Annotated in this window: 9 protein-coding genes; 4 read left to right on the top strand and 5 right to left on the bottom strand. The window is 74.2% G+C overall.

Annotated elements, in window-relative coordinates; genetic code table 11:
- The first annotated feature begins 63 nt into the window (after positions 1-63).
- Positions 64-1,146, top strand: coding sequence for a hypothetical protein (locus IF99_RS0115990; protein ID WP_030997171.1), 1,083 nt, complete (start codon positions 64-66; stop codon positions 1,144-1,146).
- A 219-nt stretch (positions 1,147-1,365) separates the two neighbouring features.
- On the opposite strand, the gene IF99_RS0115985 is transcribed toward IF99_RS0115990, so the two are convergent.
- The gene (locus IF99_RS0115985; RefSeq protein ID WP_030997170.1) at positions 1,366-3,165 is read right to left on the bottom strand and encodes a TIGR03767 family metallophosphoesterase; all 1,800 of its coding nucleotides are present in this window, start codon (positions 3,163-3,165) and stop codon (positions 1,366-1,368) included.
- A gap of 532 nt (positions 3,166-3,697) precedes the next feature.
- Complete coding sequence (locus IF99_RS0115980) at positions 3,698-4,168, bottom strand: NUDIX hydrolase (protein ID WP_030997169.1); 471 nt, start codon at positions 4,166-4,168, stop codon at positions 3,698-3,700.
- 430 nt (positions 4,169-4,598) lie between these two features.
- Here IF99_RS0115980 and IF99_RS0115975 point away from each other — a divergent pair, with 430 nt between their 5' ends.
- Entirely contained in the window at positions 4,599-5,627 is a 1,029-nt protein-coding gene (locus tag IF99_RS0115975) for an aspartate-semialdehyde dehydrogenase (protein WP_030997168.1), read from the top strand.
- A 224-nt stretch (positions 5,628-5,851) separates the two neighbouring features.
- On the opposite strand, the gene IF99_RS0115970 is transcribed toward IF99_RS0115975, so the two are convergent.
- Positions 5,852-7,153 (bottom strand): FAD-dependent monooxygenase, encoded by a 1,302-nt coding sequence (locus IF99_RS0115970; protein ID WP_324604381.1) that lies wholly within the window; start codon positions 7,151-7,153, stop codon positions 5,852-5,854.
- Between the two features lie 551 nt (positions 7,154-7,704).
- Here IF99_RS0115970 and pepN point away from each other — a divergent pair.
- Positions 7,705-10,278 carry an aminopeptidase N gene (gene pepN / locus IF99_RS0115965; RefSeq protein ID WP_030997166.1) on the top strand — a complete coding sequence of 858 codons (2,574 nt, stop codon included), beginning with the start codon at positions 7,705-7,707 and terminating at the stop codon, positions 10,276-10,278.
- A 1,011-nt stretch (positions 10,279-11,289) separates the two neighbouring features.
- Positions 11,290-12,303 carry a CDP-diacylglycerol--serine O-phosphatidyltransferase gene (gene pssA / locus IF99_RS0115960; RefSeq protein ID WP_030997165.1) on the top strand — a complete coding sequence of 338 codons (1,014 nt, stop codon included), beginning with the start codon at positions 11,290-11,292 and terminating at the stop codon, positions 12,301-12,303.
- A gap of 145 nt (positions 12,304-12,448) precedes the next feature.
- On the opposite strand, the gene IF99_RS0115955 is transcribed toward pssA, so the two are convergent.
- Both IF99_RS0115955 and IF99_RS0115950 read right to left on the bottom strand, forming a co-directional pair.
- Complete coding sequence (locus IF99_RS0115955; protein ID WP_030997164.1) at positions 12,449-12,856, bottom strand: PPOX class F420-dependent oxidoreductase; 408 nt, start codon at positions 12,854-12,856, stop codon at positions 12,449-12,451.
- 159 nt (positions 12,857-13,015) lie between these two features.
- Positions 13,016-13,258 (bottom strand): hypothetical protein, encoded by a 243-nt coding sequence (locus IF99_RS0115950; RefSeq protein ID WP_030997163.1) that lies wholly within the window; start codon positions 13,256-13,258, stop codon positions 13,016-13,018.
- Positions 13,259-13,451 lie beyond the last annotated feature (193 nt).

Genomic DNA, 13,451 nt, shown 5'->3' with positions numbered 1-13,451 from the left:
CGGTTTCGTCGACGGAATCGTTACAGCGGTTAGCCGGGGGCGCCGGGGAGGAAGACCCCCGGCATGACTCATCTCTCCTCTGCCGTCCCCGCTTCCTCAGCCGCCCCCGCGGCTCGCGAGTTGCCCATCACGGGTCCGCACCTCGTGGCCGATGCCGCGCAGTTGCGCGCCCGGGGGATCAGTGCCGCCCGGCTGACGGCCCGTTGCGCCCCCGGCGGGGGCTGGCAACGCCTGCTCCCCGGCGTATTCCTGCTGCGTTCCGGGCGGCCCACGACGGAGGAGCGGCTGCACGCCGCCGTGCGGTACGCGCGGCGGCCCCCGGCCGGGCGGGCCCGCGGGGTCCCGGCCCAGCCGACCTCCGAGGAAGCCCGCGATCCCGGCACGGTCGCGATGATCACGGGCCCGGCCGCGCTCGCCCTGCACGGCTTCCCGCTGGAGGGCCCGGTGGGGTCGCTCGCGAGGGCCGAGCGGTACGACGTGCTCGTGCCACGGACACGCAGGCTGCGCTCGACGGCGTTCGTGCGGATCGTGCGCGGCGCCGAACTGCCCGTCCCGCAGCAGGTCACGGGCGTGCCGACCGCGCCCGTGACGCGGGCCCTCGCCGACACGGTCGCCGAGCTGAGCGACGCGGCGGCGGTGACGCGGCTGCTGGGGCGCGCGGTCCGCGAGGGGTACTGCGGCACCGGGGCGCTCCTGGCCGAACTCCGGCGCTGCGGGCTCATGAACAGGCCGTGCGTACTGGACGCCATGGAGACGCTGTTGCGCGAGGACCGGGGCGTCGCAGAGGAACGGCTGTACCGCATGGTCGAGGAGAACGGGCTGCCCGACCCGGCGTGGAACGTCGAGCTGCGGCTTCCCCAGGGTCCCTCGCTCGGCACGGTCGACGCGTACTGGCCCGAACAGGCCGTGGCGGTCGAACTGGACACGCGGGTGCACCGGCCCGGCGAGGCGCACGCGCCGGACGCGACGTGGACGGAGTCGGCGCGCAAGCGGGAGCGCCTGGAACTGCTCGGCATCACGCTCCTCCACCTCACCCCGCGCAAGCTGCGGGACGCGGCCGAGCAGCAGTCCTGCGTCGTGCGCACGGCACTGCTCACGGCGGCGGACCGCGAACCGGCGGCGTACGTGGAGGTGCTGCCGCGCTGAGGCGCCTGGAGTCCGGGGCGTGCCGTGACCGGGGCGGCACGGAACCCCGCCCGCCCCTTCATTGCTCCACCCCTCCCCCGTTCCCTCACTGCTCCCTCCCTCTCTCGCCCTCCCCCGCGTGAGTCTCTCGAACTCCCGCACGAGACGACTTCCGGACATATGTCGACAAGGCGATGTGGTCACCTGCCGACGGGTGTACGGCCGTTCGGGGGACGGGGTTCAGCGGGTGGGGAGCAGGAGTTCGGTGTTCCGGTCGGAGGGGCGTCCGGCGAGGCTCGTGCGGGCGCCCGGGGCGTTGAGGGCGAGTTCGCGGTAGAGGGAGGCGAGGCCCCGGGGACCGAGGTCGGTGCGGTCGGTCGCCGCCGGGGCCGAGGACTCGACGAGGGTGGTGAAGAGGGAGAGCGTGCCGTCGCCGTTGGCCGTCACCTCGATGACGCGGGCGAGCTGGGGGTGGTCGATGTGGGATGCGGTGGAGATCTCCCAGAAGCCGGGGTGAGGGGTGATCGCGTTCTTGTGGCTGTGCCCGTTGATCCAGGCGAGGACGCGCGGGCTGCGGCTGAGCAGGTCCCGTACCGCCGCACCGTCCCTTCGGCGTTCGCCGGGGCGGGCCGGGTCGGGACGGGTGTTGCGCATCGTGGCGCTCGTGTGGTGGCTGAAGACGAGCGCGTACGGCTGCTCGGCGCGTGCGAGGGTGCGTTCCAGCCACCGGAACTGCGTCTCGTCGAGCGAGCCCTCGTAATGGCCGCCGAGGTCGGTCGTGTCGAGGCTGATGCCGAGGACGTCGTCGCCGATCGGGAAGGCGTAGTAGCGGGTGCGGCGGTCGAGGTTGTTCTCCGTGTAGCCGTGACCGTGCGGCCCGGGGCCTGTGTGCCGGGGGTCGAGGTGGGCGCGCAGGTACTGCTCGGGGGTGACGGGAGCGCGGCGCGGGTCGGGGGTGACGCGGCGGGTGCGGCGGCGCTGCTCGTGCAGAAGGGCGCGGAAGAGGTCTCCCTTGGGGTCCTGTCCGGCGGTGACCTTGCGCCAGAAGCCGGCGCCGGTGCCGGCCGGGAGGCTCATGAGCTTGCGGTCGCCCGTGGCGATCTCGCGCGCCCAGCCGTCGCCCGGGCCCCAGCAGCCGCCGGGAAGGAAGTCGTGGTTGCCGACCGTGGAGTACCAGGGGAGGTCGAGCCCGGGGCTGTGGAGGGTGCGGGTCGCGGCGGCGAGGTAGCCGGGCAGGTACGGGTAGCCGTGGCGCTTGTCCGCGTCGGCATGGCGCGCGTCCGGCTGCCAGTAGAGGTCGAGCCCGGCACTCTGCACACCCTCGAAGTGGCCGCGGAGGCCGGTGTCGGGGGTGACGGCGCCGCCGCTCATCAGGCCGAGGAACCAGTCGAGTTCGCAGGCCGCGTTGTTGTCGGTGTTGTCGCCCGTGGTCATGACGAGGTCGAGCGGGGCCCCTGTCGCGGGGGCGCCGCGCAAGCCGTTGACCCGTTCGACGAGCGCGAGCGCGCCGACGACGGACAGCGCCTCCTGCGGGCGCCAGGCGCTCGCGGTCGCCGCGCGCAGGTACTCGTACCGCAGCGGGTGCTGCACGTCGACGAGGTGCAGGTCGGTGAACTGGACGAGCGCGGCGAGAGTGCGCCGCCGGTCCCGCCGTCCCGCGTGGGCGGTGGCGAGATCCTCGCGTACGAGGCGGTCCCAACCGGGTCCCTCGGCGAGCCGCCGGTAGCCGCCCGGGCCGCCGCGCGGGGTGGCGACGGAGTCGAGGGTGGTGCCCTCGGTGTAGGGGGCGAGGGGCGCGGGCGGCGAAGGCCGGGAGGAGAGCCGGACGGCGGGCGCGGGCGCCCCGGCGGGGGCGGGGGCGGCGGTGCGGGGCGGGCTGCCCCAGGCGCCGAGCGCGCCGGAGAGGCCGGCGGCCCCTGCGGTGAGCCCGGCCGCCGACGCGGCGAGCAGGAGGGTGCGGCGAGCGGGGGCGGAGCGCGGGGCGGGGGTGTGGGGAGCGGGGGTGTCGTGGGGGGTGCTGCTGGAGTGTGTACGCGACATGCGCGTCCCTCCCGGGCGGCGGGAGGGAGCGGTTCCCCCTCCTCACCTGGGAGGTTCGGCAGCGCGAGTGGCCACGACGTGAACGCCGCCGCACGGCTCGCCACCGCTTGGGCTACGGGGATCACTCGGCCCACCCGCCCGTCCCCACCCGGCCGGGCACCGGCCTTCAGCGGGCAACGCGGGGTTCATGTACGGGGGTAGGGGCTGCCGAGCGCGGCACGGGCGTCCGGTTCTGGGCGACGGCGGGGCGGCTGGGGAGGCGCGGGCTGGGGGGCGGCTCCGGGGGCGTCGGGGGCGCTCGGGATACACCAGCCGGGGCGGCTCCGGGGTACGGCCCGGGGACGCTCGGAAGGCGCCGACCGGCGGGCGGCTCCCGGAGCGTCGGCCGGGCCGGGGGGGAGACGGCGAGACCGCTGCGGGAACGGGCGGGTCCGGCGCCGCGAGGCGCGAGGCGTGGGCCGTACGGGATGAGCGGTCCGCGCCGGGCGGGCCCGCGCGCCCGCGCCACCGGGCGCCGCGCGGTCCGCGCCCCTCACGTCTCGCGCGGCACCCGCCCCACCGCGGGCCGTTCGCGCCACAGCCGCATCCCCACCTCGACGAGTTCCACGTGCGGGAGTTCCTCGATGCCGGTGAGCGGGTGCCAGGCGGCGAGGTCCGTGGAACCGTTCTCCTCATTGCGGAGGCTGCCACCCGTGATCGCCGCCTCGTAGACGAGCCGGAGGCCGTGGAAGGCGGAGCGGGTGCCCATGCGGCTGTGCTCGCGGCGGATGGAGTCGGTCCCGAGGAGCGAGGTGGGCTCGGCCTCGTAACCGGTCTCCTCGGCGACCTCGCGGATCACCGTGTCGTACGGGTCCTCGCCGGGTTCCATACCGCCCCCCGGCAGGGTCCACAGACGGCGGCCGTCCGCCGCGACCCAACGGGCGAGCAGGATCTCGGGGCTCGCGCTCACACGGTTCTCGCGGACACACACGGCGTAGGACGCCACCCTCAATTCCCAGCGCATCCATCGACGTTAGCCGCTCCTCGCGGAGGGGGCCCAGAGATCGGGGATGCGGCAGGGAGGCGATCCCTCCGAAGTTCGGCACGGCGACGATCGGAATATCGCCCCGGAAACCGGCCGGGCGACGATCTGATGATCGCCCGGCAACCCGCACGGCGAGTGTCCTGTCCTCGCCCGGCGCACCCCGCGCGGCGATCATCCGGCCACCTCCGCCGCACACCGGCCGGGCGATCATCGGACGATCGCCCGGACCATCACCACGCCCCCCGCCCCCTCCCCCGTGACCCGTCTCACCCCGGCGTCACGACACCGCGGACCGCCTGTGGCACGTCCCACGTAGTGAACATCGCATTGGACAGAGCGCCCCCGGGCAGTCGCATCATGGTCGTGTGTCCGCAGGCCAGCCAAGGCCGCAGCAGTGAAGGAGTCCCCCGTGAGGGTCGGAATCGTCGGAGCCACCGGTCAGGTCGGCACGGTCATGCGCAGGATTCTCGCCGAGCGGGAGTTCCCGGTCACCGAGCTGCGGCTCTTCGCCTCCTCGCGCTCCGCGGGCTCCACGATCGACTGGCAGGGCGGCCCCGTCACGGTCGAGGACGCGGCGACGGCCGACTACCAGGGGCTGGACATCGTCCTCTTCTCCGCCGGTGGCGCGACGTCGAAGGCGCTGGCCGAGAAAGTCGCGGCCGCCGGCGCCGTCGTGATCGACAACTCCTCGGCCTGGCGCCGCGACCCCGAGGTCCCCCTCGTCGTCTCCGAGGTCAACCCGCACGCCATCGCGGACCGGCCCAAGGGCATCATCGCCAACCCGAACTGCACGACGATGGCCGCGATGCCGGTGCTCAAGCCGCTGCACCGCGAGGCCGGGCTCGAAGCTCTCGTCGTCGCCACCTACCAGGCGGTGTCGGGCTCGGGCCTCGCGGGCGTCGCCGAGCTGCACGGACAGGCGCAGAAGACCGTGGCCGACGCCGACAAGCTGACGCACGACGGCGAGGCGGTCGACTTCCCCGAGCCCGGTGTCTACAAGCGCCCCATCGCCTTCAACGTCCTCCCCCTCGCGGGTTCCCTCGTCGACGACGGTTCCTTCGAGACCGACGAGGAGCAGAAGCTGCGCCACGAGTCGCGCAAGATCCTGGAGATCCCGGAGCTGAAGGTCTCGGGCACCTGCGTGCGCGTCCCGGTCTTCTCCGGCCACTCCCTCCAGATCAACGCCCGCTTCGCCCGCCCGCTGAGCGTCGCGCGCGCCGAGGAGCTGCTCGGCGAGGCCGAGGGCGTCGAGCTGTCCGAGATCCCGACCCCGCTCCAGGCCGCGGGCAAGGACCCCTCCTACGTCGGGCGCATCCGCGCCGACGAGACGGTCGAGAACGGTCTCGCGCTCTTCGTCTCCAACGACAACCTGCGCAAGGGCGCGGCGCTCAACGCGGTCCAGATCGCTGAGCTGGTCGCGGCCGAGCTGAAGGGCTGAGGCCCACGCCGGCACGTCGCGCACCGGTGCGAGGAGCCGAGGCCCCGTCGGCACCGTGGCACGGAGGAGCTGAGGGCTTGCGGGGCGCCGGTGCGCGGAGCTGAGGCTCCCCGGACGCCCGGCACACACCCGCCGTCACGGGGCGGTCCCGCCGCACGCGGGGCCGCCCCGCACGCGTCTCCGCCTTCGGCGTCCTGGCATGCCGGCGTCCCGGCCGGGGGCGGTCACCAGGCCTCCGCCGCCGCTTCCAGCGCTCGATGCGCCGCCGTCCAGCGGTTCAGCTCGTCGGCCGTCAGCACGTCCCCGACCTGCGCGAACCCGTCCGGTGCCCGCGCGGCGACGAGGTCGAGGAGCGTGTCGCAGGGCGGGGGTGCCATGGCGTCGAGCGCGGCGACGCGGGCGGCGCGGTGGCTCTCGTAGAGGCGCATTCCGGCGGCGCGGTCGGGGGTCGTGCGGGCGAGGCAGCGGGCGAGGACCGCCGCGTCGAGGACGGCGAGCCCGGTGCCGTCGGGCGCGGCGGGCAGCAGCGGGTGCGCGGCGTCGCCGATGAGGCTCACGCGGCCCTGGCCCCAGCGGGTGAGCGGCGCGCGGCCGACGAGGGGGCCGCCCTGGATGCGGGGCGTGGCGGCGAGCAGCGCCGGCACGTCGAGGTCGCCGATGCGCCAGCCCGCGTAGTGCGGCAGCACCTCGGCGAGCCGCCCCCTGCGGTTCCAGTCGGCCGCCCCCGCGCCGCCGGGCAGGCCCTCCGGATCGATCCGCACGCTCGCGGTCCAGTGCAGGAGCGCCTGGCCGCGGCGCGGCAGGCTCTCGTAGGGGTAGCCCGCGTACGGGGCTCCGGGGCCGTTGCCGTACGCGGGCGGGGGCTGCGCGCCGTCGTCGTACGGGTACGAGACGGGGTGGACGTGCAGCCGTACCCCGCCGCCGCCCGCGACCATGACGGTGCGCCCGCCGAGGACGGGCTGCCAGGGCACGAGCCCGCGCCACCACCACACGCCGCTCCATCTCGGGGGCGTCTCACCGGGGTGGAGTCCGGCGCGGACGGCGGAGCGCAGCCCGTCCGCGCCTATCAGGGCGAGAGCCGTCTCGGTGCGCACCCGTCCACCGCCGCGCAGGGCGACCCGTACCCCGTCGCTCTCGCTCTGGTGGAAACGGACGACGGCGGTCGAGGTGCGCACCGCGTCGGTCCCGAGTCTGGTCCGTACCGCCTGGAGGAGGAGGTCCTGGAGGACGGCGCGGCGAATGCTGTACTGCGGCACGGGGTGCCCCAGGCCGAGGCCGCGCGGTTCGCTCCACAGGTGGCCGCCGTGCCGGTCGTAGTGGGAGAGGACGGCGGGCGCGACGGCGTGGTGGGCGAGGGTCTCACCGAGGCCGAGGGCCGTGAGTTCGGCGACGGCGCTGGGGGGCAGACTCACGCCCGTGCCCAGGGGCGGCGCGAGGTCGGCGGCCTCGACGACCGCCGCCCTGATGCCGGCGGCGTGCAAGGAGAGCGCGAGGGTGAGGCCGCCGATCCCGGCCCCTGACACCAGCACGTCGTGGTCCACGGGCACAGGCGCGCACCGCCTCTCGTACGGGGCCCTTCGGCGCCTGGCGCCGGGCGGGCCCGCGGGTCCCGGCCGCGGCCCGGGACAGGGCCTCGGCGCGCGGATAGTACCGCGGGTGGCACGGGGTGCAGAACGGCCGGAGGGGGCAGGAGCCTCCGTTCTGAGCTGAAAAAGAGGTTCCGGCTGCCTCGGCCGGAGCTCAGGGAAATATCAGGGCAGCCGGATGGGCCTCCCGGGGCGGCGAGAAGGGACGAGGGCGGACGGGACAAGGACCCTCGGGGTCATCCCTGACAACCGTCTCAGGGATGGGTCAGGGGCGAGCTCGAACAGAACCCGGAGGCGCTCTCGGGGAAAACCCGGAGCGACCCCCGAGGGCGAGCGGCCCCGCCGCGTCCGGCGCGGCCATCCGTGATCCTCCCGCACCGCACCGGGGCCCGCCCGCGTGGAAGGATGGGCGCCATCACACATCGAAACCGACATTCGGCGCGGCGGGCCCTCCCCCTCCCGCACCGGACCGAGCAGGACGAGGAGCGAGCGTGCCTGGCACGAATCTGACCCGCGAAGAGGCGCAGGAGCGGGCGCGGCTGCTGACGGTCGATGCCTACGACATCGACCTCGACCTCAGCGGCGCGCAGGAAGGCGGTACGTACCGCTCCGTGACGACTGTGCGCTTCGACGCGGCCGAGGCGGGCGCGTCGACGTTCATCGACCTCGTCGCGCCCGCCGTCCACGAGGTCGTCCTCAACGGCGAGTCGCGGGACCCCGCCCAGGTCTTCGCCGACTCCCGCATCGCCCTCGACGGGCTGCGCGAGGGACGCAACGAGCTGCGTGTCGTGGCCGACTGCGCGTACACCAACACCGGTGAGGGCCTGCACCGTTTCGTCGACCCGGTGGACCAGCAGGCTTATCTGTACACGCAGTTCGAGGTGCCGGACGCGCGCCGCGTCTTCGCCAGCTTCGAGCAGCCCGACCTCAAGGCCGCCTTCACCTTCACCGTGCGGGCCCCCGAGGGCTGGACGGTCGTCTCGAACTCGCCGACGCCCGAGCCGAAGGACGGGGTGTGGTCCTTCGCGCCGACACCGCGCATCTCCTCGTACATCACCGCGCTCATCGCGGGCCCGTACCACGCGGTGCACAGCGAGTACGTCAACGGCGAGCAGCGTGTGCCGCTCGGGATCTACTGCCGGCCCTCGCTCGCCGAGCATCTGGACGCCGAGCACATCTTCGAGGTCACCCGGCAGGGCTTCGCCTGGTTCCAGGAGAAGTTCGACTACCAGTACCCGTTCGAGAAGTACGACCAGCTCTTCGTCCCGGAGTTCAACGCGGGCGCGATGGAGAACGCGGGCGCGGTGACCATTCGCGACCAGTACGTCTTCCGCTCCAAGGTGACGGACGCGGCCTACGAGCGGCGCGCCGAGACCATCCTGCACGAGCTGGCCCACATGTGGTTCGGCGACCTCGTGACGATGGAGTGGTGGAACGACCTGTGGCTCAACGAGTCCTTCGCCACCTACACGTCGGTCGCCTGCCAGGCGCACGCGCCCGGCACGCGCTGGCCGGCCTCCTGGACGACCTTCGCCAACACCGAGAAGACGTGGGCCTACCGGCAGGACCAACTGCCCTCCACGCACCCGATCATGGCGGAGATCAAGGATCTCGACGATGTCCTCGTCAACTTCGACGGGATCACCTACGCGAAGGGCGCGAGCGTCCTCAAGCAGCTCGTCGCCTACGTGGGCATGGACGAGTTCTTCGCCGGGGTGCAGGCGTACTTCAAGCGGCATGCCTTCGGCAACACGCGGCTCAGCGACCTGCTCGGCGCCCTGGAGGAGACCTCCGGGCGTGACCTGTCGACGTGGGCGCAGAAGTGGCTCCAGACCGCAGGCATCAACGTGCTGCGCCCGGTGATCGACGTCGACAGCGAGGGCCGCATCACCTCCTTCGCCGTCAAGCAGGAGGCGCCTGCGCTGCCCGCCGGGGCGCGCGGCGAGGCCGTCCTGCGCCCGCACCGCATCGCGATCGGGCTCTACGAGCTGGGCGCGGACGGCAAGCTCGTGCGCACCGACCGCGTGGAACTGGACGTGGACGGGGAGCTGACGCCCGTCGAGGCGCTCGTCGGCAAGCCGCGTCCCGCCGTCGTGCTCCTCAACGACGACGACCTCTCCTACGCCAAGGTGCGCCTCGACGAGGACTCGTTGAAGGTCGTCACCGAGCACCTGGGCGACTTCGAGGAGTCGCTGCCGCGCGCCCTGTGCTGGGCGGCGGCCTGGGACATGACGCGTGACGCCGAGATGGCGGCGCGCGACTACGTGGAGCTGGTGCTGCGCGGGGTCGGCAAGGAGTCCGACATCGGGGTCGTGCAGTCGCTCCAGCGGCAGGCGAAGCTCGCGATCGACCAGTACGCGGACCCGGCCTGGCGCGACCGCGGGCTGACCCGCTGGACCGACGCGACGCTGGCGCACCTGCGGGCCTCGGCCCCTGGCAGCGACCACCAGCTCGCCTGGGCCCGTGCCTTCGCCGACACCGCGCGCACGCCGGACCAGCTCGACATCCTCGTCGGCCTCCTGGAGGGCACGCAGACCATCGAGGGCCTCGCCGTGGACGCGGAGCTGCGCTGGGCCTTCGTGCAGCGGCTCGCCGCGGTGGGGCGGTACGACACCGAGGAGATCGACGCCGAGTTCGCCAAGGACCGTACGGCGGCAGGCGAGCGGCACGCGGCGACGGCCCGTGCCGCGCGCCCGACCGAGGAGGCGAAGGCGGAGGCGTGGGCCTCGGTCGTCGAGGCCGACACGCTGCCGAACGCGGTGCAGGAGGCCGTGATCCTCGGCTTCGTGCAGACGGACCAGCGTGAGCTGCTCGCCCCGTACACGGAGAAGTACTTCGCCGGCGTGGGCGAGGTGTGGAACAGCCGCTCGCACGAGATGGCACAGCAGATCGCGGTGGGCCTCTACCCGGCGCTCCAGGTGAGCGAGGACACCCTGGCGGCCACGGATGCCTGGCTCAGGTCCGCCGAGCCTTCGGACGCCCTGCGCCGCCTGGTGACGGAGTCCCGCGCGGGCATCGAGCGCGCGCTGAAGGCCCAGTCGGCGGACGCGGCCGCAGGACGCTGAGCCGAGCCCCCTGGCGGAGCCGAGTCCCCGCGGAGCCGAGTCCCCGCGGAGCCGAGTCCCCGGCGGAACCGTGCCTCCGGCGGCCCGGTTCCGCCGGGGACGGCTGGCCGGGGTCAACCCGCCCGGGGAGCGGCGGGCGGTCAGGGCTGTGGGGGGCGCAGCCCTCGCTCGGGGCGCCGGGCTCCGGGGCGCGTAGCCCTTGCCGGGAACACCGGACGGCCCGGCCTCCCGAGGCGCACCACCCCCGCCAGGGACACCGGACCCTCCGGCCTCCCAAGCCGCGCAACCTCCGCCGGGGACAGCAGGCGGGGGCGCGCGGGGCCGAGGGGATGGCACTCCGTGGCCAGGGCGCCGGGTCGTGGGCGGAGGGCTGTCCGGCGCCCGCCCGGAGCCCGATCGGCGCTTGTACCTCGACCAGCAACCCGCGCGAGAGTCCCGGCCTCGTCCAGCACCCGCGCCGAAGCCCCATGCGCGCGTCCGACCCGTCCAGCGCCCCGCGCCGGGGCCCCGTCCGCGCCTCTGAGGCCGATCCAGCGCCCGCCCCGAGGGCTGGACCAACAGGGACCCGCCCCGCCCCACGGACTGCCCCACAGCCGGGACCGGACGCGCACGCCCCCCCCACGATGCGCACCCCCGGCCGCTCCAGCGCACGGCGCCGATCGGCCGAGAGTGAGCGGATCCACGCCCGGGGTGGCTGGCGGGGCGGCGGGGCGCGGCGCTTTCGCTTCACCGATGCGCCTTCCGGGTCATATTGCTTGCCCACAAAGGAACTGACGGGCCATCAGCGAGCGTCTTATCGGGAGAATTCGGGGGGTCGTGGAGGGGTCGATGGGTGCCCGGAGTCATCCGAGCGCGCCCCCCGCTCGCTACAGTGGCCACTTCGCGGTGACGAGCCGTCAAGGTTCGGGCATGTCCGTCCCCCATTGGTGACGTGCCTTGTCGCGACTCCCGGAGCAGCGCGGCGCAGTGGCGTCCATCGCTCCGGAACACCTTCAAGTTCCCCCAAGGAGCATGATTTTGAGCGTCACCGAACCGGAGACGACCACCAGGACCTGGCGGAGGGGCCGGCGTACGGACCGTCTCTCCCGCCTCCCCCGCCAGGTCCACCGCCCCGGCGCCGGGGCAGGACGCACCCCGCTCAGCGCGTCCGTTCCCTCCCCCTCCCCGGCCCGCCCCGTCACGGGCACCGGCACCGCTCTCGTCGAGGTGCCCTCCGTCCCCTCTCCCGGTACCCCGTCCGGCGCCCCTGCGGGCGGCAGCGGGGTCGAGGAGGAGGTCCGCCTGCGGCTCTCGTTCGCGGACCTGCTCACGCTCGGCAACGCGGTGTGCGGCTTCGCCGCGATCTACTGCGTCACCACCGCCGTCCTCATCCCGCATCTGCTCGACGGGACGAGTGGCGACGGGGTGCGGCAGGGCGGGGCGTCGGCGGTGATGTTCATCCTGCTCGGCGCGCTCTTCGACCTGTGCGACGGGATCGTCGCGCGGCGCTTCGGCGGCTCCGGGATGGGTCCCGAGCTGGACAACCTCTCGGACCTCATCAGCTTCGGCCTCGCGCCCGCCTACTTCGTGCTCGTCTGGGGCCTCGTCGGCGGCGGCGAGAACCACCTCGGGCTCACGACGGTCTCGGCCGTCGCGGTGCTCCTCGGCGGAGTGATGCGGCTCGCGCGCTTCTCCATCACGACGATGCGGGACGGGATGTTCGAGGGGATGCCGATCCCCTTCGCCGCGCTCACCGTGCTGTCCGTCGTGCTGCTCCAGCTTCCCTTCGTCGTCACCGTCCTCGCGGTGCTCGCGATCGCGTACCTCATGATCAGCCGGGTCGCGTACCCGAAGCCGACCGGGCGGCTGGCCGTGGCCACCGCCGCGTGGGGCGCCGTCAACATCGGTTGCCTCGTGGCCTGGGCGCTGGACTGCCCCGGTGGCGAGACGCTGCTCGTGACGGGCTGCTGCCTTCAGGTCGCCCTCGCCGCCGCGCTGCCGGTCACGGCCTGCGTGCGCAAGGTGACGGGCCGACGTCTCGCCTGATCCCGCACCGTGCCGAGAGGGGCCCCGGAGCCGACCGCTCCGGGGCCCCTCTCGCGTCAGCGCGGCCCGTCGGCGGCCCGGGCGTGCGGGAGCCGGGCGCGGTGTGCCGGGCAGTGGTGTGCCGGGTGCGAGGCCCGCATCCGGGTCAGCGGGCGTTGCCCGTGATCCGTTCCGGGGTGATGCGCAGGACGACGCGGAGGTCCTCCGGCGGCTGCCGGAGGAAGTTCTCGCCCGCGCCCGGACCCGCGTAGCGCTCGGCGAGGCGGACGGCGGTGGCCCGCTCCTCGTCCTCGGAGACCAGCGCCGTGCCCCGCACCTCGACGTACCGTTGCGGGTCCTCGGGGTCGTAGACGCAGAGGCTGACGGCCGGGCGCAGCCGGGCGTTGCGGACCTTGAGGCGGCCCTCCTGCGAGGAGACGACGATGTCGTCGCCGTCGAGGCCGTACCAGACGACGGAGGTCGCGGGGGCGCCGTCGGCGCCGGTGGTGGCGAGGACGGCGTAGAGGGGGCGCGCGAGGAACGCGCGGGCGGAATCGCTCAGGTGGGTGGCCATGCGCCGGATGCTATGCCCGGCCACGGTGCGCCGGTATGCGCCGGACCGGCCGCGTCCGCCCGGGCTGGTCCGGGCGGGCACACCAGAGGCCGGACCCTTGTCCTCACCCGTGGGGAGGAGAACGGTCCGGCCGGTCCGGCGGACGGGAAGCGGCGCGGCTCAGGAATGCGACTGCCGGCCCGCGCTCTTCTTGGAGCCGACCATCACGAGGCCCGCGATCACCAGGAAGGCGAGGATCGGGATGCCGACGAACAGACCGAGGGTCTGGATCACGCTCAGGCCGGGGCCGGGGTCGTCGCCGTCGTCGCGGGTGAGCGCGAGAGCGGGGGACGTCATGGCCAGCATGAGCAGCGTCGTACCGGCGGCGAGGGTGCCGGCGCGCAGGGAGTTCTTCTTGTCCACGGGCTTCTTGTCCACGCTCCCAACTTAGCCGGGCGGCTTCCGCGACACGCGGGCGGGGGGCCGTATGGGGAGGTACTTCCGCAACACGCCGGACACCCACGCCCTTCACCGAAGGCCGGCTCGCCGGAGGCCGGCCCAAGACCGGCCCGCCGGAGGCCCCCGCCCGGCAACGAGCCCCCGCGCGACGGGACCC

This window comes from Streptomyces sp. NRRL F-5630 (genome assembly GCF_000719475.1).
GTDB lineage: Bacteria > Actinomycetota > Actinomycetes > Streptomycetales > Streptomycetaceae > Streptomyces.
This window is presented reverse-complemented; position numbering and strand designations above follow the sequence as displayed.

What these genes read in the sequence shown, in the direction of transcription:
- IF99_RS0115990 (WP_030997171.1), top strand. Translation starts at nt 64, where the DNA reads ATGACTCATCTCTCCTCTGCCGTCCCCGCTTCCTCAGCCGCCCCCGCG.
- IF99_RS0115985 (WP_030997170.1), bottom strand. Translation starts at nt 3,165, where the DNA reads ATGTCGCGTACACACTCCAGCAGCACCCCCCACGACACCCCCGCTCCC.
- IF99_RS0115980 (WP_030997169.1), bottom strand. Translation starts at nt 4,168, where the DNA reads ATGCGCTGGGAATTGAGGGTGGCGTCCTACGCCGTGTGTGTCCGCGAG.
- pssA (WP_030997165.1), top strand. Translation starts at nt 11,290, where the DNA reads ATGATTTTGAGCGTCACCGAACCGGAGACGACCACCAGGACCTGGCGG.
- IF99_RS0115955 (WP_030997164.1), bottom strand. Translation starts at nt 12,856, where the DNA reads ATGGCCACCCACCTGAGCGATTCCGCCCGCGCGTTCCTCGCGCGCCCC.